We start from the raw sequence: 19,380 nt of genomic DNA on the forward strand, positions 1-19,380 counted from the left end.
TATTATGCATTTAAAACTTCATCAATCGCACATAAAAAAAGAGAGTCATATAACAGTCTCAGGGTCTAAAAGCGAATCCAATAGGTTACTGTTATTACAAGCTTTATACCCTAAAATAAATATAAGTAATCTTTCCGATTCAGACGATTCTCATGTCATGCAAAAAGGTCTGTCAGGACATTTTGATGTTGTAGACATTCATCATGCTGGAACAGCTATGCGTTTTCTAACAGCCTATTTTGCTATGCAAGCACAAAAAGAGGTGGTTTTAACAGGCTCCGAAAGAATGAAAGAGCGTCCCATAAAAATACTCGTTGATGCTTTAAAAAATCTTGGGGCTGATATTACTTATATGGAGAACGATGGTTGCCCACCATTAAAAATTTTAGGAAAGGAACTTGTAAAAGACAAAGTAACTCTTAATGCTCATGTAAGTAGCCAGTACATTTCGGCGTTATTGTTAGTTGCTCCTAAATTAAAAAATGGGTTAGAGCTAACACTAAAAGGAGAAATAACATCCGTACCATATATAAAAATGACCTTGTCGCTATTAGAGCAAATAGGTGTTGATACAACATTTAAGGATAATATTATTACCGTCACCCCAAAACCTAGTTTAGATAAAACGATAGATAGTATTGTAGAGTCCGATTGGTCATCAGCATCTTATTTTTATAGCATAGTAGCTATGTCTTCTATGGGGACTAAAATAACTTTATCGTCTTATAAGGAAAATAGTTTGCAAGGGGACTCCGAATTGGCAAGCATATACCAACAATTTGGTGTGCAAACCAGTTTTAAAAAGAATACAATAACTCTAGAAAAAATATCAGAAGTTACTCTAGAAAAAGATATCGAACTTAATTTAGTAAACTGCCCAGATATTGCCCAAACCATAACGGTAACCTGTCTAGGATTAGGTCTTTCATGCTATTTGTCAGGATTACATACACTTAGAATTAAAGAAACCGATAGATTACAAGCCTTAAAAACAGAAATTAAAAAACTAGGTGGGCATATTAATATTACAGATAATTCATTAAAATTACACGCTTCAAACAAACTAATAAGAAACATAGAAATCAATACGTATAACGACCATAGAATGGCTATGGCCTTTGCGCCATTAGCACTAAAAACAGACATTTTAATTAAAAATGCCTATGTGGTTACAAAGTCTTACAAAGCGTTTTGGGATGATTTAAAAACACTTGGATTTAAGATATCTCAATAATAATCGGTTAAATACTTGACAACCCATACTTTCAGATTGTATATTTGCACCTTTGAAAATATAAAACAAGCAAATGAAATTATCCAATTTTAATTTTGAACTTCCTAAGGAGTTGTTGGCAGAGTATCCATCAGAGCACAGAGACGAAGCTCGTTTAATGGTTTTAAACCGAGAAAAGAAAACCATAGAACACAAGCTTTTTAAAGATCTTGTAGATTACTTCAATGAAGACGATGTCATGATACTTAATAATACAAAAGTATTTCCGGCTAGACTTTTTGGTAACAAAGAAAAAACAGGTGCAAGAATAGAGGTGTTCTTATTAAGAGAGCTTAACGAAGAACAACGTTTATGGGATGTTTTAGTAGACCCAGCCAGAAAAATTAGAATTGGTAATAAACTTTATTTTGGCGAAGACGAATCGTTAGTTGCCGAAGTTATCGATAATACAACATCAAGAGGAAGAACATTACGTTTTTTATACGATGGTTCTTATACAGACTTTAGAAAAAAGCTGAACGAATTAGGAGAAACACCACTTCCAAAATACATAAAAAGAGAGGTTGAGCCTGAAGATGAAGATAGATACCAAACTATTTTTGCAAAAAACGAAGGTGCCGTAGCAGCTCCAACAGCTGGACTTCATTTTTCTAAACATTTATTAAAACGATTAGAAATTAAAGGCATTAATTTTGCCGAAATTACTTTGCATGTTGGTTTAGGGACCTTCAATCCAGTAGAGGTAGAAGATCTTTCTAAGCATAAAATGGATAGCGAAGAAATCACTATCGATAAATTAGCTGTTAATACAATTAATCAAGGAATAGCTGAAAAACGAAAAATATGTGCAGTAGGAACCACGGTAATGAGAGCTGTTGAAAGTTCGGTGTCTTCAAGCGGAACTTTAAACGAATTCCAAGGGTGGTCTAATAAATTTATTTTCCCACCTTACGATTTTAGTATAGCTAATTGTATGGTAACAAACTTTCATACACCAAAATCTACATTATTAATGATGGCCTCTGCATTTGCAGGACACGATTTTATTATGGAAGCTTACGAAGAAGCCGTAAAAGAAAAATATCGTTTCTACACTTATGGCGATGCGATGTTAATTCTATAAAAGTTTTATATCCAATAACATAAAACCTTGTTTAACGACAAGGTTTTTTTTATGCCATTTGTAAATAGTACTTTTGCAACAGATTTATATGAAGACAAAAAAGAAAGATATACGAGCCTTAAGTAAAGAACAATTGCGTGATTTTTTTGTGGCTGAAGGCGACCAAGCCTTTCGTGGTAACCAAGTGTACGAATGGCTTTGGAGTAAAGGCGCTCATAGTTTTGATGATATGACCAATATCTCAAAACAAACTAGAACAATGTTAGATGATAATTTTGTTATCAATCATATAAAAGTCGATCAATTACAGCGTAGTAACGATGGTACGATAAAAAATGCTGTTAAACTTCACGATGGATTAATTGTTGAATCGGTTTTAATTCCAACATCAAAAAGAACCACAGCTTGTGTGTCGTCGCAAGTAGGATGTAGCTTAGATTGTAAGTTCTGTGCAACAGCTAGGCTTAAACGTATGCGAAACCTGAACCCAGATGAAATTTTCGATCAGGTTAAAGCCATAGACAACGAAAGTCGTTTATATTTCGATCGCCCGTTAAGTAATATTGTTTTTATGGGCATGGGTGAGCCTTTAATGAATTACAATAATGTATTAAAAGCTATCGATAAGATAACTTCTTCAGAAGGATTAGGAATGTCTCCAAAACGAATTACTGTGTCAACTTCGGGTGTGCCTAAAATGATTAAAAAGATGGCCGATGAAGAGGTGAAATTCAAATTAGCAGTATCATTACACTCTGCCATAGATGAGGTTCGTACATCTATCATGCCATTTAATGCTACATTTCCATTAAAGGACTTAAGAGAAGCTTTGGAATATTGGTATGCTAAAACTAAAAATAGAATTACTTACGAATATGTGGTTTGGAAAGGTGTTAACGATAAACAAAAAGATGTTGATGCCCTAGTGCAGTTTTGCAAATTTGCGCCAAGCAAAGTCAATTTAATAGAATATAATCCTATAGATGACGGCGATTTTCAACAAGCCAATGAAGAAGCACTTCAAATGTATATAAACACATTAGAGGCAAATAATATAACTGTAACGGTAAGGCGTTCTCGTGGTAAAGATATTGATGCCGCCTGCGGACAATTAGCTAATAAGAGTTAACAAAAAAGCCACTTAATTAAGTGGCTTTTTTTGTTTTTTACTAGGTACAATTATTGTTTGATAAACTTTAAAGTCTGTTTCTTATCACCAGAAGTAATGGTCATAAAATAAATACCATCATCAAAGTTTTTTACATCAATAGTATTATCAAAATTGCTATCATCTATTTGCATTACTTTTTTTCCAAGTTGATCAAATATATCAATACTAGTAATGTCTAAATTGGTTTTAACACTTATTAAATCAGATGTTGGATTAGGGTAAAGGCTAAAGCCTTGTGCTTCAAACTCATCTATAGAAAGTTCAGGGTCGGCCTCTGTTGTAAACGTAAAGTCTGCACTAGTAACTTCACCAAGACAGTTGGTTGAAGTAACACTCCAAGTATAAGTTGTGCTATAAGCCCAGGTATAAGTTATATTAACTGGGTTTGCAACACCGTTTACAGAGCCAACACTAGTTAAATTATAAGTATAATTAGTTGCTTCTCCATTATCAGTCCAAGTAAATCCATTTATTACTGGGTTTGCTGGGTCAGTCATATCAATTGGTACGTCGGTAGCGCCATCAGCAGGGTATGTTGCAACAGCAGCATCTGGTAAAACAGTTGCAGTGCAAGTACAAGAAGGGCTTGTACATTGTATTGTCGTTAAAGTAGCATCACTCGCTTGTGTGTTACACAAAGCATCTAAATGCCAGTGAATAATAACATCTGTAGTAGTTGCTGTAAAAGATACTGAAGAGGCGCCATGCCCTAAAACAGTACCTCCGGTAGATGGATTATCCCAATCTATTTCAGCTACAGTAATATAAATGCTAGTGCTATTAGTTCCTGTAACAGTGTAAGTATTGCCAATTATTAATCCTTCAATCGCAGAGTACTCAGCATTTGGCCAATTATCTGTAGCTATTTGTTCAGCAGTCCCATCATTAACCATAACAAGGTTTCCGTAATTACCGCCTGAAATGGTAGTACATTGACTGTAAACTCCAAAAGAGGTTATTAAATTTAAAAAAAGTAACAAAGTAATTTTTTTCATAAAGATTTATGTTTAATAGGTTATTAATAGCCATAAATTTAGTTTTTTTCTAAAAAAGAGTGTTTGCAGTAAGTGTTAAATATTTCAAAATGCTCTATTAAATAGTATATAAAGCTGTTTTTTCCTAGTTTTGTGAGGATTTTACATTTCTCTTTTGAAAGTCGTTGAACAAATAAAACAACCCATTGCTTTTGAAATGGAACTTTTCGAACAAAAGTTCCAACTGTCTATGTCTTCAAAAGTAGCATTGCTTAATAGGATTACGCATTATATTGTAAACCGTAAAGGCAAACAGATGCGTCCTATGTTTGTGTTTTTGGTGGCTAAAATGCTGAATAATGGCGAGGTGAGCGAAAGAACATATCGCGGTGCCTCGGTTATTGAACTGATTCATACAGCAACCTTAGTACATGACGATGTGGTAGATGATAGCAATAGGCGTCGTGGCTTTTTCTCAATAAATGCCCTTTGGAAAAACAAAATTGCCGTATTAGTTGGCGATTATCTGCTTTCAAAAGGTTTATTGCTTTCCATAGATAATAACGATTTCGATTTACTTAAAATTATTTCGGTTGCTGTTCGAGAAATGAGCGAAGGTGAGTTACTTCAAATAGAAAAGGCTAGAAAATTAGATATTACCGAAGCTGTTTATTACGAAATTATTCGTCAAAAAACAGCCACACTAATTGCCGTATGTTGCAGTTTAGGCGCAGCTTCTGTAAAGCCTAATTCGCCAGAAGTAGAAGCCATGCGTAAGTTTGGTGAACTTATAGGAATGGCTTTTCAAATTAAAGATGATTTGTTTGATTACGGCGAGGAAAAAATAGGTAAGCCAACAGGTATAGATATTAAAGAACAAAAAATGACACTTCCCTTAATTTATGTTCTTAATAATTGTACACCAAAAGAGAAAAAGTGGCTTATAAACTCCATTAAAAACCATAATAAAGATAGGAAACGCGTAAAAGAAGTCATTGCTTTTGTTAAGGCTAATAATGGTTTGGAGTATGCTATTTCTGTTATGGAGAAGTTTCAAAAAGAAGCTTTAAGTATTTTAGAAAACTATCCATCTTCAGAGTTTAAAGATTCACTGCAACTTATGGTGAATTATGTTATCGATAGAAAAAAGTAAACATTTCTTGTTTAGTATATTTGGTTAAAAACCAGTGTATTGTGGTTTTTTGAAATTATTTTTTTATTCAGGCAACCATTGGATCACATTTTGCGTCTTTATAAATAGAAGTCAACTTTAAAATAACTTTTTGAAAGTCATTCAACTGCACAATAACGAACAAAACCTTATAAAAAGGGCTTTAAAAAATAAGCGCAATGCACAGCAAGCGTTGTTCGATTTGCATGCACCTAAAATGTTGAGTGTTTGTAGGTATTACATAAAAGATGTACATCAAGCAGAAGAAGTGATGCTAAATGGGTTTTTAAAAGTATTTACCCATTTAAAAAGTTATAAGGCAGCAGGAAGTTTTGAAGGTTGGGTAAGACGTATTATGGTTAGAGAAGCCATTTCGTTTTTAAGAAAACAAAAACATGTTGAGTTTTCTATGGAAGACATGTCTTTACCTAACACATATTCAGACAATATAACTTCTAATATGAATGTTGCCGAAATTCAGCAGTTAATAGACCAACTTCCAGAAGGCTATAAAATGGTGTTTATATTATATGCCATAGAAGGTTATAAACACAATGAAATTGCTACCATGCTGCAAATAACAGAAGGGACTTCAAAATCGCAGTTGTTTAAAGCACGACAAATGTTGCAACAACAAATTATTAAGCAAAATAAGATTGAAAATGGCACCACTTAAATTTGAAGAGCATATAAAAGAGCGTTTAGAGTCGAGACATATTTCACCGTCTCAATCAGCTTGGAATAAGTTGGAAGACAAACTTGATGTTGTTGAGAAACACTCAAATAAAAAATGGTATTGGATTATTGGTATTGCTGCCTGTTTTATTGGGGTACTGTTACTATCAACCTTGTTTTTTAAAGTCGCTAATCAGTCAAAAAGTATTGAAGCGGATAGTAAAGTTGTCGAGCAAGCGCCAAAATCATTGGAAAATACTATTGAAACTAATGCGGTAAAAAAAACTGTTAAGAATGAGAAATTAATAGAAAATTCAGCATCAAAAGAACACATTAAAGTCCCTGATCATAAAAATCGTGTTGTGTCCAACTCTAATGCTAATAAAACAGAAATACAACATGAGGCATTGTTGCAAAAAAATGTGAATCAAGATGATTTAGTGGCCACTACAAAAGTTCAGGAGAATGATGTCGAAACAACATTTGAAGACGAAAAAATTAAAGAAGTCGTGGCTAGTATTCAAAAAATGAAAGCAAATCAATCATCGGTTACCGATACAGAAATAGATTCGCTACTTAAAAAAGCACAAAACGACATACGAGCTCATAGAATATATAATCAAGCAACAAAAACTGTAGATGCTATGGCGTTACTTCAAGACGTTGAAGAAAACATAGATCACTCCTTTAGAGATAAGGTTTTTGAAGCATTATTATCTAGTTACGAAACGGTAAAAACTGCAGTTGCCCAACGTAACCATTAAAACAATCATCAATTAAAAAACGAACAGTTATGAACACTATTACAAAATTAATCGTGCCGCTCATCTTATGCTTAAGTATTACGTTTGTAAAGGCACAAGACACCCTACAATCTCAAAAAGTTGATTATAAAATCGAGTATTTACAGGAGTCCATAAAACAGGTAACATCAGAGGAGAAAGCGTTATTAAAACAAGAAGTAGAAGATATTAATAAACAACTTGATGCAGGTAGTATTACACAGGAAAAAGCCGATGCATTAAAACAGCAAGCTGCCGAAAAGCGTGCCTTAAACATAGAAAATAGGATTGCTATTATTGAAAATAAAATAGCCTTGTTAGAACGCAATGAAGAAATCGATTTTAATGATGAAGAGTCCTTAAAATATGTTTTTAAAATTGGTAAAAATGAAGACTCAGATGCATACGATAGAGGCGTTGTTTATTTTGGCGAAGAAGAAGATTATAAGTTAAAGCCCAGAAAATACGACCGGCGAACCACAAGCGATTTAGTATTTGCTATTGGTTTTAATAATGCTGTAATAGAAGGCGAGTCCTTAAACGATTCTCCATATAAATTAGGAGGATCTGGTTTTGTAGAGTTAGGCTGGGCATGGAAAACACGGGTGTTTAAAAACACTAATGCTTTAAGGGTAAAATACGGCATGTCTTTTCAGTGGAATAAATTAGATATTAAAGACGATAAGTATTTATATGAAAACGATGAAGGCATAATCACTTTACAAGAGTTTCCTTATCAAGTTAGAAAGTCGAAATTTAGAACAACCAATTTAGTATTCCCAGTACATTTCGAGTTTGGACCTTCAAAGAAAATCGAAAAAGAAGATTATTTTAGGTATTCAACCTATCATAAATTTAAATTTGGTATAGGTGGCTATGCTGGATTTAATATTGGCTCGCTACAAAAGGTGAAGTATAAATTAGACGGTAATCGCGAAAAAGATAAATACAAAAGCTATAATACAAACAATATCGTATATGGGTTAAGTGCTTATGCTGGATTTGGTAATGTAGGAATTTATGCAAAGTACGATTTGAATCCTATATTTAAAGACCAAGCCATCGATCAAAATAATATTTCATTAGGATTAAGATTTGATTTGGATTAGAATAAAAAAGCCCATTATTTGGGCTTTTTTATTTAACTAAATAAGGGTTTAGTCAACATCATTAAAAATAACATCTCCGGAGTAATTTTCGCCATCTAATGCTTGCTGAATAGTAATTGTAGTATTCTGTTTATCAGTGAATTTAAACCAACCTTCGTTTACCCCTTGAGCATCACCTACCAAGTTTTCTATTTTCATTATTGTTTCATCTTCGTTTAGCCAAAACCAATCACCAGTTGCAGTATAGGTGTTACCTAACATTTCAAGTCTTTGTTCATACTGTCCATTGGAGTGAAAATAGATATCAGCAGCAAAGTCTTCACTGTCATACCACCATTTATCATATATATTTACATTTGATGGTGTTTCAGGTTGGTCATTGTTGTCGTCATCGCTTGAACAACTGCTAAATAAAGCAATACATAAGAATAGGGATAATAGAGATTTGGATAACATAAAATTTTTCATTTTAAATAAAATTGAAATTGATTAATAAATAGTTTTTGATTTACCTGCAAGTTATTTTTTTTTTTTTTTTGTTTTCACAAATTGGGATATATTTTGTTCAAAACAATCTAAATCCTTTACTATTAAAAACGGAATAAAAAGATGATTAAGATTCATTAAAAACGAGAGCTGTAGAAATCAAAAAAGGCTTCATTAAAAAATGAAGCCTTTTTACATTTATTGTTTTTATCTTTATATTTTTACACTCTTAATCGCATACATATTTTGATATCAAAATCCACCATAGATAAAGTATTTGAAACTGCTCGTGTAGAGGAGGTTATTGGCGATTTTGTGCAGTTAAAAAAGGCGGGAAGTAACTTTAAAGGATTAAGTCCGTTTAGCGACGAACGCACTCCGAGTTTTATGGTATCGCCTGTAAAGCAAATCTGGAAAGATTTTAGTACCGGAAAAGGTGGTAATGCCGTCGCTTTTTTAATGGAACACGAGCATTTTACCTATCCAGAAGCCATAAAATACTTAGCTAAAAAGTATAGCATTGAAATTGAAGAAACTCAGCAAACTAACGAGCAAAAAGAGAAAGCTAACGAGCGTGAGAGTTTGTATTTGGTAAGCGACTTTGCAAACACCTATTTTCAGAAAACATTACATAAAACAAACCAAGGTAAAGCCATTGGATTAAGCTATTTTAAAGAACGTGGTTTTACACAAGAAACAATTGAAAAGTTCGATTTAGGCTATTCGCTTGATGAATGGCAAGCATTTTCAGACGAAGCCTTAAAAAAAGGCTATAAAATGGAGTTCCTTGAAAAAACAGGACTCACCATTGTTAAAGGCGATAAACACTTCGATAGGTTTAAAGGGCGCGTTATGTTCCCTATAAAAAGTATGAGTGGCCGTGTTTTAGGTTTTGGCGGACGTATTTTAACAAACGATAAAAAAGCGGCTAAATACCTAAACTCTCCAGAGAGCGATATTTACCATAAAAGTAAAGTGCTTTATGGTATTTACAATGCTAAACAAGCCATAGCAAAAGAGGATAATTGCTTTTTAGTTGAAGGTTATACCGATGTTATTCAGTTTTATCAAACAGGAATACACAATGTGGTATCATCATCTGGGACAGCCTTAACACCAGAACAAATAAGGTTAATTAACAGATTGACTAACAACATAACGGTTTTGTTTGATGGCGATGCAGCCGGAATACGCGCATCGCTTCGAGGTATCGATTTAATCCTCGAGCAAGGCATGAATGTAAAAGTGTGTAGCTTTCCTGAAGGTGAAGATCCCGATAGTTTTGCAAGAGAAAACACCTTAGAAGAGTTAACTACATATTTAGAAAATCACGCTACAGATTTTATACGCTACAAAGCGTCTATATTAGTTAATGAAGCAAAAGACGATCCAGTTAAACGTGCCGAAACAATTAAAGACATTGTAAATAGTATTTCTAAAATACCAGACCGGATTAAACAAGAAATTTATTTAAGAGAATGTTCTAAGATAATGGACATTAGCGAAACGGTTTTGTTTAGCACGCTTCAGCAATTAACGCAAAAAGAAATTAGCAACGCTAATAAGCAATATAAAAAAGAGCAACAACAAAAAGCTTTCGAGGTTGTAAAAAACGAACCTCAAAGAAAAACGGTCGATGTTCAATATGAATTGGAACGAAAAATTATTCAAATTTTATTGCTTTATGGTAATCGTACCGAAATTTTTGACGATTTATTGTTAAAAGAAAACGAAGAGAATGAGCTTGTACTAGAGTCGGAAGAAATGGAAGCCAAAGTGTTTCAGAAAATATATTTAGATTTACAAGAAGATGAGATGGAGTTTACCAACGACCATTTTAAAACACTCTATTATAGTATAATTGAAAAGCTTAATCAAGACCCAGAATATGCTGTAGAAAATTTAGTTAACGATGTAACGCCAGATGTCGCCTCTGAAATAACGACCATTCTCATGGAAGATGAGCGGTACGAACTTTCTAACTGGCAAATACAAAATATTTTCCCTAAAGAGAAGACCGATACTGTAGCACAACTTGTAAATCAAACTATTTTAAATTTAAGAAGTTATTTAATTTCTAGAAAAATAGATGAATTAAGTGAGGAGGTGAAAAACAATATTCAAGAACAACATCCTACTATTTTGGAAGATGTTATGAACTACAAGAAGTTAGATAATTTATTATCTAGAAAACTAGATAAGCCGCTTTAAACATTCATTAATTTTGCACGATTAACCAAATCAACAATATTGTTTACGTCTAGCTTTTTCATTAAACGCGATTTATACGTACTAACTGTTTTTTCGTTTATTTCCAGTTCTTGGGCAATTTCTTTATTCTTTTTACCTACCGATAATAACTTTAATACCTCAATTTCTCTGGTGGACAATTTTTTGTAGTAAGAACCAGAGCGTCTGTTTATTTTTCGTCTATACGATAATTGCTCGGTTAAATTAGGACTTAAATAGGTTTCGCCTTGGCTTACTTTAGTAATGGCTTCTTTAAGTGTTATAATATTAGCCATTTTAGACAGGTAGCCAGAAGCGCCAGCTTTAATAGTGTTTAATGCATAAATTTCCTCTGGTTGAGAGGTAAACATAAGAACATTAATATCTGGATACTCTTTAGAGAGTCGCCTTAAAGCCGTAATACCATTAAGTTTTGGTAAATCTACTTCGCAAAGAATAACATCGGCTTGATGATGCCTTAAAAATTCGAAAATAGCCTCTCCATTGCTAACACCTCCAACAACTCTTATGTCTTGCGATGCCACAAAAATTAACTCAATCCCTTTACGAACAACGGGATGACTATCTGCAACCAATAGTTTAATCATAATAAAAAAATTTAAAAATGGTTGTGAGGCAAAAAATAACACCGAAACTTTGTGCTAAAGTAAAGATAATGAATTTTTTACGAATAAACTTACTTACTTTAAATTTTCTGGGATTTCACAAACAGGAATAGGAACCATTTTATGTTTGTTGTTACGATTGTAACGAGTATAAATTTTAAATACCTCGAGCTCCCTTCCTGAAAAATCAGCTTCAGATTTTCCTTTTTCTACCATAGCCATCGCCCATTCTAGTTCTGGGTAAGATGCTCCAATTTGGTCTTCGTCTGTTCTGTCATCTCCCCAAAGGCCATCGGTTGGTTGTGCATCAATAATATCTTGATTTATACCTAAGTATTTGGCAATCTCATACACTTCGGTTTTAAGTAAATCTGCAATTGGGCTTAAATCTACCCCACCATCGCCATATTTTGTGTAAAACCCTACGCCAAAATCCTCTACTTTGTTACCTGTACCAGCCACTAAATAGTTATGTAAAGCAGCAAAATAATAAAGCGTGGTCATTCTTAAACGCGCTCTAGTATTAGCTAGCGACATAAATCTGTCTTCTTCGTTTTTTACCGAAGGTAGTGCTTGGACAAGACTATCAAAAACAGGGGTTAAGTTAACTTGAGTCATCAAAACATTTGTATAATTAGATTGTAGCCAATTAACATGATTAATAGCTCGGTTAACTTGTGATTGCGCTTGGTGGATGGGCATTTCTAAAACCAAAACATCTAATCCTGTTTTGGCACACAAGGTTGAGGTTACAGCAGAATCTATTCCGCCAGAAACGCCTATAACAAAACCATTAATTTTAGCGTTATTAGCATAATCTTTTAACCAATTTACAATATGATTAACTACTTTTTCTGTTTGCATGATGACTAAATTTAAAACAAAGAATTAGTACCTTTGCCACACAAAAATAACGTAATCGTTGTATTAATGAAAATTAACTTGAACGAAGTTTATATGAAAAAGACCATGTTGCTTTTTATCGTTTTAATGATATGCTTTTCCTGTAACAAGGATAGCAAAATTGAAAGACAGATAGCTACTATAGATGTTGATTTTACCATAGAACGATTTGATCTTGCTTTTCAAGAAGCCACACCCAAAGATTTGCCTAAACTTAAATCGGCTTACCCATTTATGTTTCCTCGTCAATATAAAGACACCTTTTGGATTGATAGGATGGCAGATACTTTGCAGCAAGAACTCCTTAAAGAAACCACAAAAACATTTCCAGATTTAAAGCAAGAACGGCAAGATATAAAAACCTTATTTCAGCATTTAAAATTTTATTTTCCTAATAATTTTAAAATACCAAGAGTTGTTACAACAACTTCGAGTGTAGATTACCGCAATAAGGTTGTTGTAACAGATACTATTGTGTTAATTTCTTTAGACACCTATTTAGGTGAAAGCCATAAGTTTTATCAAGGTATTCAAAAGTATTTAAGAGAACGTTTTGATAAATCGCAAATAAGTATCGATTTAGCTAAAAAATATTCTGAAAACTATATATATCAAGAGCAAAAGAAAACACTCTTAGACGAGATGATTTATTTTGGTAAACAGCTTTATTTTACAGAGAAAATGTTACCTAAAAAACAAAAGAATGAGATTATTGGGTATACCAAAGACGATTATCTTTGGGCAGAAAAAAATGAAAACCAGATTTGGCGTTATTTTCTAGAAAAAGAACTATTGTTTAGTACCAATTCTAAATTACCAAGTAGATTTATAAATCCGGCGCCATTCTCTAAGTTTTACCTACAAGAAATAGATAGTGAATCTCCTGGAGAAATAGGAAAATATATGGGCTGGCAAATAGTTAAAGCTTACATGGAAAACAATGATGTTTCTCTAAGCCAAATGCTTTTAAAATCGCCCGAAGCAATTTTTAATAACTCAAAATTTAAACCAAAACGATAATGGCAAATATAAAATCGACCATAGAATTAACCGTAGAATTAGATGAAAATCGCGTACCGGAAAAACTAACTTGGAATGCCCAAGATGGCGGTATAAAAAACGAAGAAGCGAAAGCGATGATGCTTTCGGTTTGGGATAGTGAAAAGCAAGAGTCTTTACGTATCGACTTATGGACAAAAGATATGCCTGTTGATGAGATGAAAGTGTTTTTTCACCAAACCTTAGTAGCTATGAGCAATACTTTTAAGCGCGCTACCCAAGACGAAAAAATGAGTGCTACAATGATGGATTTTTGTGATTATTTTGCGGAAAAATTAGAGCTTACAAAAAAGTAATTACCACTCGTTAATTCTATTAGAATCTAGTTTAATAAAGATAAATAGTAAAATTGTAAAGCCCCAAAGCCCAGAACCACCATAGCTAAAAAAGGGTAAAGGAATACCAATAGTAGGTATTAAGCCCATTACCATACCTATGTTTATCATAAAATGGGTAAACATAATTGCGGCAACACTATACCCATAAATTCTACTAAATTGCGATTTTTGAAGTTCGGCTAGATGTAGGATTCTTAGTAAGAGCAAAACAAAAAGTATAATTACAAAAACACTTCCTACAAAACCCCATTCTTCACCAACGGTGCTAAAAATATAATCGGTATGTTGCTCGGGAACAAATTTTCCTGTCGTTCTTGTGCCTTCTAAAAAGCCTTTTCCTGTCCAGCGGCCAGAACTTATGGCTTGTTCAGATTGGATAAGGTTGTAAGCCTCCCGTTTTTTCATGAGTTCAAGTTTGGCTGGGTCTTTTTCTAGGCGCAGCCAAAGTGTAATTCTGTTTTGTTGGTGTGGTTGAAGGATATTATTGTAAAAAAACTTCACTCCAAAAGCTAATACACTGCATGCTATAATAGTAAATAATGTTTTGTAGAAAGCTGGTTTTTTCCTTCTTGTGAAATGATAAGTTAAAATAATTACCGACGCTCCCAATATCGTGGCTAGAATGCCAAATTTTAGGGCAGATATAGCAATTAGTATAAGTAAAACGCCAATGGTTAGGTATATTTTGGGTAGACCTTCTCTATATAAAACGAAAAAAAATGAGGCGTAAACAATAGTACTACCAGCATCGTTTTGTAATAAGATTAAAAGCGCTGGAATGGCAATTATGGTAAAGATTCTTATTTGATCTTTAAATGTTTTTATGTCGGTGTTAAGGTCGCTAATGTATTTTGCCACGGCTAGAGCGGTTGCTGTTTTAGCAAATTCACTTGGTTGTATGGTCATACCGCCTATACCATACCACGAAGTTGCACCATTAACATTTTTTCCAAAGAAAAAGAGCCCTATTAAAGAGAGCATGGCTATGATGTAGATAACACTCGAAAACCGCTCGTAAAACTTAGCGTCTATGGCCAATACGAGCACAATAAGTATAAATGTCAGGAAAATAAACATAAGTTGTTTTCCGTAGGGTTGAGAAAAATCTAAATAATTAAATGTTTCGCCAACATGCGAAGCCGATAGGATGTTTAGCCAGCCATAGCCTACTAGTAGTAGAAAAAGAATAATGGTAATCCAATCGAATTTAAAATATCTATTAGTTTCTCTATACATTAATTTATGCTAAATGGTTGCCCTGAGTAGGGTTTTATATATTCATCTTCTAAGCTATTGTTTAATAGCCAAGTTTCCATATCGGTTCTGGTAATGTCGCCTTTTAAATATTGTTCAATCATTAAACTGGCTATTCTTCCTGCGTAAATAGATCCATAATGCCCATTTTCAACTAAAACAGCAAGGGCAATTTTGGGATCATCTTTAGGAGCAAATGCCACAAAAATAGAGTGATCTTGTAGCTGCATGCGTTCGCCATCAATTTTTATAAAGTTTTCGGCAGTACCTGTTTTTCCACAAATCTCTATACCTGGGATTCTTAAAAACTTAGCGGTTCCGTTTTCATAAACATCATATAATCCTTCAATAATAGGGTCGAAATGTTTTGGTGCTACGGTTGTTTCATGCTTAGTAACAAAATCTTTGTTTATTTTTTCGCCTTCTATGCCTTTTATAATATGTGGTGTATAGTAGTAACCCCGGTTGGCAATAGCGGCAGTGAAGTTAGCCATGTGAATAGGGGTGGTTAAAATTTCGCCTTGTCCAATTGAGTTTGAAATAATTGTTGTAGCACCCCAACGAAAATCTGGATACCATTTATCATAGTAAGCACCATCTGGAATATTACCTTTTTTTCCAATAGGTAAATCTGTACCTAGGTACTGTCCTAAACCAAAGCTTTTAATGTGGTTACTCCATACATCCATCCCTTTACTGGCATTACTATATTTATCGATTGATTTTCTGTAAATAGTTGCAAAGTAAGAGTTACAAGATTTAGCGATTCCTTTGGTTAAATCTCGGCGTCCGCCACCACAATGACATCCCATTGGGCGTCTTCCGCCATAATGATAAGCGCCTCTACAGGTTACCGAAAAGCTAGGTGTAATAACATCTTCTTGTAGTGCTGTAAGTGCTACAAGGGCTTTAAAAGGAGAGCCTGGTTCGTGAACACGTAATAAGCCTTTGTCTATTAATGGTAGATGAATAGAGTCTTTATAGAGTTTGTTGTAATTTTTAGAACGTTTTCTGCCTACTAATAAATTGGGATTATATGAAGGTGCCGAAACTAAAGCTAAAATTTCACCAGTTTTTGGCTCTATAGCAACTATGCCGCCTCTTTTGTTTACCATAAGTTTTTCGCCATAAGCTTGTAGTTTGGAATCTATAGTTATGGTGATATCTTTTCCGGGAACAGGAATAGTATCGAATTTACCGTTTTTGTATGGGCCTAAGTCGCGGTTAAATCGGTCTTTTTGGATAAACTTAACGCCTTTAACACCACGTAACTCTTCCTCGTAAGACAGTTCAACTCCTTGTTTCCCTATTAAATCGCCCATTTTGTAATAGGGATTTTTTTGTATTTGCCCTTGGTTAACTTCGGCAATAAACCCTAAAACATTGGCGCCAATAGAGGTTTGATAATCTCTTAAAGAGCGCTTTTGAATGTAAAACCCTTCATATTTACGCATTTTCTCCTGTAGTACGGCATAATCTTCTTTTGAGAGGTGCGATACAAATACCGATGGCAGTCTTGGCGAATAGTGATAAGCTTTATTGTAGGTTTTTACAAATTGTGCTTTGTCTATTTTTAATAATGAACAAAATTCAACAGTATCTAAAGGTTTAACTTCTCTAGGAATAACCATAACATCGTAAGATGGCTGATTAGCAACTAGTAGCTCGCCATTCCGGTCAAAAACAAAGCCGCGTTTAGGGTAATCGTAAACTTTTCGTATAGCAGGGTCTTCAAACAAATCGTAGTTGTCCGAATTATAGATTTGTAAGTAGAAAAGTCTGCCAATAAAAACGATTCCTACAACAATAATAGAAACGAATAGTAATAATTGTCTCATTTAACGCTTTCTGCTAAAAATTATGATTGTTAATACGGTTAGTATTATAGTAAAAATACTAGAGAATAACGTTTTTTTAAGTATTAAAAGTATGTTCTTTATGTTAAAAACTTCTAAAGAGAATACAACCAAATGATGTATTAAGGTTAGCGTAATTAAATATACGAGGAGCGCTCCAAATTCAATAGTGTTAAACCTAATAGTTTGATGCTCGTAAGCTGCCCCAAATGAAAACTTTAAAATAATAGGTCTGGTGTAAGCAGCCGTTAATGCAGCTGCAGCATGAATACCGCCAGAATCGGAAAAAATATCGACAAAAAGCCCTAATAAAAAACTTAAAAATAAAAATAAAAAACGGTTATTTTTAATAGGATAAAGTGCTATAAAAAGAATGTAAAGATATGGGTTTATATATCCTAAAAAATTAATGTGATTTAAGATTAATGCTTGAAGAAGCACAAGTATGACAAAACGTAATGTATGGCCAGAAATTAAATTATTCATCTGTTGGGTTTAACAGGTTGTTAATTTCATTTTTATCTTTATTCTCTATAATGTAAACATGTTCAATATTAGTCATGTCATTAAAGAGTTTTACGTTTATAGTATAATAATTTTCAGCGTTGTCTAAAGAAAAATCTGTAACAGTGCCAATAGGAATTCCCTTAGGAAAAATAGCCGAAAGCCCTGAGGTTGTAATGGTGTCGCCTTGGGTTACCGGTGCTATTTTAGGAATTTCTTTTAATTGAACTGTATAGGGCGATTTACCATTCCAAATTAACGACCCAAAATGATTTGTATGTTTTAGTTTAGCGCTTATTCTACTATTGGTGTTTAAAATAGAAATTACAGTAGAAAACTTTTTACTTGTTTGGTCTATTATTCCTAAAATACCTTTTGGTGTAATAACACCAAAATCTTCTTTTATACTATCTCGTTCCCCTTTGTTTAGTAATAAAATATTATCAGTTGCAGAGTAACTGTTTTTTATCACCAAAGCAGGTGTGAATTTGTAAGCGATGCCAAAACTTGTACTGTCTATGTAAGTGATTTGAATAGAATCGTTTTGTTTTTCACCGTTGTGAATAAGCATTCTTAAATTATTGTTCTCCTCTTGAAGAATGGTATTTTGTGTTTTTAAATTAAAATACTCAGAAATATTGTTAGTCGAATTATAAATGCCACCACTTAAAAAGTTAGCTGAATTTATAAACCGACTTTTGTGATAAGAATGCGATTGAATAGTAAAAACAAGCGATATAGAAAGCAATAATATATACAACAAAAAGGTTTTGTTTCTTATTAAAAAGTTAATGATTTGTTGCATATGTTATGGCTATTTTATCAAGACGCTTTTATATTTAGTTATGTTCTTTAAAGTTATTCCAGTACCGCGTACTACGGCTCTTAATGGGTCTTCTGCGATATAAACCGGTAAGTCTGTTTTTTGAGATAGACGTTTGTCTAACCCACGCAACATAGATCCACCACCAGCAAGGTAAATACCCGTGTTGTAAATATCGGCAGCTAATTCTGGGGGCGTTTGTGATAAGGTTTCCATTACAGCGTCTTCAATTCGTAAAATGGACTTATCTAAAGCCTTTGCTATTTCTCTATACGAAATTTGTACCTGTTTTGGTTTTCCTGTAAGTAAATCTCTACCTTGTACACTCATGTCCTCTGGTGGTAATTCGAGGTCTTCGGTAGCTGCACCAATTTGTATTTTTATTTTTTCGGCAGTACGTTCACCAACATAAAGGTTGTGTTGGGTACGCATATAATAAATAATATCATTGGTAAATACATCACCTGCAATTTTTACCGATTTGTCGCAAACAATACCTCCTAAAGCAATAACTGCAATTTCGGTTGTACCACCACCTATATCAACAATCATGTTTCCTTTAGGCTGCATAATATCAACACCAATACCTATGGCCGCAGCCATAGGTTCGTGTATAAGATAAACTTCTTTGCCATTAACGCGTTCGGCACTTTCTTTTACAGCGCGCATTTCAACCTCTGTAATTCCTGAAGGAATACAAATAACCATACGTAAAGCTGGATTAAACAACTTCTTTTTTAAAGCAGGAATATTTTTAATAAACATGCTTATCATTTGTTCTGAAGCGTCAAAATCGGCAATTACCCCGTCTTTAAGAGGTCTTATGGTTTTGATGTTTTCGTGTGTTTTACCTTGCATCATGCTGGCTTCTTTACCTGCAGCAATAATTTTTCCAGTAACACGATCACGAGCTACTATAGAAGGACTATCAACAACTACTTTATCGTTATGAATAATAAGTGTGTTGGCTGTACCAAGATCTATAGCAATTTCTTCAGTTAGGAAGTCAAAAAATCCCATTCGTTTTAACGTAGTTTTTGAGGTTTAAAAATCAAATCTTGTA

General features: G+C 33.7%; 19 protein-coding genes. 10 read left to right on the top strand and 9 right to left on the bottom strand.

Annotation, left to right across the window (positions count from 1 at the left end; genetic code table 11):
* Nucleotides 1–4: 4 nt before the first annotated feature.
* From EJA19_RS08545 to rlmN, 3 genes are all read left to right on the top strand, one after another.
* The gene (locus EJA19_RS08545; protein WP_125467945.1) at nucleotides 5–1,234 is read left to right on the top strand and encodes a 3-phosphoshikimate 1-carboxyvinyltransferase; all 1,230 of its coding nucleotides are present in this window, start codon (nucleotides 5–7) and stop codon (nucleotides 1,232–1,234) included.
* A gap of 73 nt (nucleotides 1,235–1,307) precedes the next feature.
* Nucleotides 1,308–2,357 (top strand): tRNA preQ1(34) S-adenosylmethionine ribosyltransferase-isomerase QueA, encoded by a 1,050-nt coding sequence (gene queA / locus EJA19_RS08550; protein WP_125467946.1) that lies wholly within the window; start codon nucleotides 1,308–1,310, stop codon nucleotides 2,355–2,357.
* Nucleotides 2,358–2,445: 88 nt separating this feature from the next.
* On the top strand, nucleotides 2,446–3,486 hold the full coding sequence (gene rlmN, locus EJA19_RS08555) for a 23S rRNA (adenine(2503)-C(2))-methyltransferase RlmN (RefSeq protein ID WP_125467947.1): 1,041 nt from the start codon (nucleotides 2,446–2,448) through the stop codon (nucleotides 3,484–3,486).
* 50 nt (nucleotides 3,487–3,536) lie between these two features.
* Here rlmN and EJA19_RS08560 read toward each other — a convergent pair whose 3' ends face one another.
* On the bottom strand, nucleotides 3,537–4,523 hold the full coding sequence (locus EJA19_RS08560; protein WP_125467948.1) for a T9SS type A sorting domain-containing protein: 987 nt from the start codon (nucleotides 4,521–4,523) through the stop codon (nucleotides 3,537–3,539).
* A 154-nt stretch (nucleotides 4,524–4,677) separates the two neighbouring features.
* On the opposite strand from EJA19_RS08560, the gene EJA19_RS08565 reads away from it, so the two are divergent.
* The 4 genes from EJA19_RS08565 (at nucleotide 4,678) to EJA19_RS08580 (ending at nucleotide 8,239) form a co-directional block, all read left to right on the top strand.
* Nucleotides 4,678–5,655: a polyprenyl synthetase family protein gene (locus EJA19_RS08565; RefSeq protein WP_125467949.1), complete on the top strand. Its 978-nt coding sequence runs from the start codon at nucleotides 4,678–4,680 to the stop codon at nucleotides 5,653–5,655.
* A gap of 130 nt (nucleotides 5,656–5,785) precedes the next feature.
* A complete protein-coding gene (locus EJA19_RS08570) occupies nucleotides 5,786–6,349 on the top strand; it encodes an RNA polymerase sigma factor (RefSeq protein WP_125467950.1) in 564 nt (187 codons plus the stop codon).
* Nucleotides 6,336–7,112, top strand: coding sequence for a hypothetical protein (locus EJA19_RS08575; RefSeq protein ID WP_125467951.1), 777 nt, complete (start codon nucleotides 6,336–6,338; stop codon nucleotides 7,110–7,112). Before EJA19_RS08570 ends, EJA19_RS08575 begins: the two co-directional genes overlap by 14 nt.
* A 29-nt stretch (nucleotides 7,113–7,141) precedes the next feature.
* On the top strand, nucleotides 7,142–8,239 hold the full coding sequence (locus tag EJA19_RS08580) for a porin family protein (protein ID WP_125467952.1): 1,098 nt from the start codon (nucleotides 7,142–7,144) through the stop codon (nucleotides 8,237–8,239).
* A gap of 48 nt (nucleotides 8,240–8,287) precedes the next feature.
* On the opposite strand, the gene EJA19_RS08585 is transcribed toward EJA19_RS08580, so the two are convergent.
* A complete protein-coding gene (locus EJA19_RS08585) occupies nucleotides 8,288–8,695 on the bottom strand; it encodes a hypothetical protein (RefSeq protein ID WP_125467953.1) in 408 nt (135 codons plus the stop codon).
* Between the two features lie 276 nt (nucleotides 8,696–8,971).
* Here EJA19_RS08585 and dnaG point away from each other — a divergent pair, with 276 nt between their 5' ends.
* Nucleotides 8,972–10,936: a DNA primase gene (dnaG, locus tag EJA19_RS08590; protein WP_125467954.1), complete on the top strand. Its 1,965-nt coding sequence runs from the start codon at nucleotides 8,972–8,974 to the stop codon at nucleotides 10,934–10,936.
* Here the strand turns inward: dnaG and EJA19_RS08595 are convergent.
* Nucleotides 10,933–11,562 carry a response regulator gene (locus EJA19_RS08595; RefSeq protein WP_125467955.1) on the bottom strand — a complete coding sequence of 210 codons (630 nt, stop codon included), beginning with the start codon at nucleotides 11,560–11,562 and terminating at the stop codon, nucleotides 10,933–10,935. The genes dnaG and EJA19_RS08595 overlap by 4 nt on opposite strands.
* A 93-nt stretch (nucleotides 11,563–11,655) precedes the next feature.
* A complete protein-coding gene (nadE, locus tag EJA19_RS08600) occupies nucleotides 11,656–12,444 on the bottom strand; it encodes an NAD(+) synthase (protein WP_125467956.1) in 789 nt (262 codons plus the stop codon).
* 93 nt (nucleotides 12,445–12,537) lie between these two features.
* Here nadE and gldB point away from each other — a divergent pair, with 93 nt between their 5' ends.
* Together gldB and gldC are read left to right on the top strand one after the other, a co-directional pair.
* The gene (gene gldB, locus EJA19_RS08605) at nucleotides 12,538–13,503 is read left to right on the top strand and encodes a gliding motility lipoprotein GldB (protein ID WP_125468020.1); all 966 of its coding nucleotides are present in this window, start codon (nucleotides 12,538–12,540) and stop codon (nucleotides 13,501–13,503) included.
* Nucleotides 13,503–13,838 carry a gliding motility protein GldC gene (gldC, locus tag EJA19_RS08610; protein WP_125467957.1) on the top strand — a complete coding sequence of 112 codons (336 nt, stop codon included), beginning with the start codon at nucleotides 13,503–13,505 and terminating at the stop codon, nucleotides 13,836–13,838. Before gldB ends, gldC begins: the two co-directional genes overlap by 1 nt.
* Here gldC and rodA read toward each other — a convergent pair whose 3' ends face one another.
* From rodA to EJA19_RS08635, 5 genes are read right to left on the bottom strand one after another with little or no spacing between them, the layout of a single operon-like run.
* Nucleotides 13,839–15,116 (bottom strand): rod shape-determining protein RodA, encoded by a 1,278-nt coding sequence (gene rodA, locus EJA19_RS08615; RefSeq protein WP_125467958.1) that lies wholly within the window; start codon nucleotides 15,114–15,116, stop codon nucleotides 13,839–13,841. It abuts the gene before it with no gap.
* Nucleotides 15,116–16,972, bottom strand: a complete 1,857-nt coding sequence (gene mrdA, locus EJA19_RS08620) for a penicillin-binding protein 2 (protein WP_125467959.1) — start codon at nucleotides 16,970–16,972, stop codon at nucleotides 15,116–15,118. The genes rodA and mrdA overlap by 1 nt, the downstream gene beginning before the upstream one ends.
* Complete coding sequence (locus EJA19_RS08625; RefSeq protein WP_125467960.1) at nucleotides 16,973–17,476, bottom strand: rod shape-determining protein MreD; 504 nt, start codon at nucleotides 17,474–17,476, stop codon at nucleotides 16,973–16,975.
* A complete protein-coding gene (mreC, locus tag EJA19_RS08630) occupies nucleotides 17,469–18,299 on the bottom strand; it encodes a rod shape-determining protein MreC (RefSeq protein ID WP_125467961.1) in 831 nt (276 codons plus the stop codon). Before mreC ends, EJA19_RS08625 begins: the two co-directional genes overlap by 8 nt.
* A 9-nt stretch (nucleotides 18,300–18,308) precedes the next feature.
* Nucleotides 18,309–19,337 (bottom strand): rod shape-determining protein, encoded by a 1,029-nt coding sequence (locus EJA19_RS08635; protein WP_125467962.1) that lies wholly within the window; start codon nucleotides 19,335–19,337, stop codon nucleotides 18,309–18,311.
* Nucleotides 19,338–19,380: the final 43 nt, after the last annotated feature.

It is taken from the genome of Mangrovimonas spongiae (assembly GCF_003944795.1).
Classification (GTDB): Bacteria; Bacteroidota; Bacteroidia; order Flavobacteriales; family Flavobacteriaceae; genus Mangrovimonas; species Mangrovimonas spongiae.

Excerpts from the sequence above, each read along its gene's own strand:
- mrdA (WP_125467959.1), bottom strand. The coding sequence starts at position 16,972 with ATGAGACAATTATTACTATTCGTTTCTATTATTGTTGTAGGAATCGTT.
- EJA19_RS08585 (WP_125467953.1), bottom strand. The coding sequence starts at position 8,695 with ATGTTATCCAAATCTCTATTATCCCTATTCTTATGTATTGCTTTATTT.
- queA (WP_125467946.1), top strand. The coding sequence starts at position 1,308 with ATGAAATTATCCAATTTTAATTTTGAACTTCCTAAGGAGTTGTTGGCA.
- EJA19_RS08595 (WP_125467955.1), bottom strand. The coding sequence starts at position 11,562 with ATGATTAAACTATTGGTTGCAGATAGTCATCCCGTTGTTCGTAAAGGG.
- EJA19_RS08575 (WP_125467951.1), top strand. The coding sequence starts at position 6,336 with ATGGCACCACTTAAATTTGAAGAGCATATAAAAGAGCGTTTAGAGTCG.
- mreC (WP_125467961.1), bottom strand. The coding sequence starts at position 18,299 with ATGCAACAAATCATTAACTTTTTAATAAGAAACAAAACCTTTTTGTTG.
- EJA19_RS08635 (WP_125467962.1), bottom strand. The coding sequence starts at position 19,337 with ATGGGATTTTTTGACTTCCTAACTGAAGAAATTGCTATAGATCTTGGT.
- EJA19_RS08580 (WP_125467952.1), top strand. The coding sequence starts at position 7,142 with ATGAACACTATTACAAAATTAATCGTGCCGCTCATCTTATGCTTAAGT.
- rlmN (WP_125467947.1), top strand. The coding sequence starts at position 2,446 with ATGAAGACAAAAAAGAAAGATATACGAGCCTTAAGTAAAGAACAATTG.
- gldB (WP_125468020.1), top strand. The coding sequence starts at position 12,538 with ATGAAAAAGACCATGTTGCTTTTTATCGTTTTAATGATATGCTTTTCC.
- EJA19_RS08625 (WP_125467960.1), bottom strand. The coding sequence starts at position 17,476 with ATGAATAATTTAATTTCTGGCCATACATTACGTTTTGTCATACTTGTG.
- EJA19_RS08545 (WP_125467945.1), top strand. The coding sequence starts at position 5 with ATGCATTTAAAACTTCATCAATCGCACATAAAAAAAGAGAGTCATATA.
- gldC (WP_125467957.1), top strand. The coding sequence starts at position 13,503 with ATGGCAAATATAAAATCGACCATAGAATTAACCGTAGAATTAGATGAA.
- nadE (WP_125467956.1), bottom strand. The coding sequence starts at position 12,444 with ATGCAAACAGAAAAAGTAGTTAATCATATTGTAAATTGGTTAAAAGAT.
- EJA19_RS08560 (WP_125467948.1), bottom strand. The coding sequence starts at position 4,523 with ATGAAAAAAATTACTTTGTTACTTTTTTTAAATTTAATAACCTCTTTT.
- rodA (WP_125467958.1), bottom strand. The coding sequence starts at position 15,116 with ATGTATAGAGAAACTAATAGATATTTTAAATTCGATTGGATTACCATT.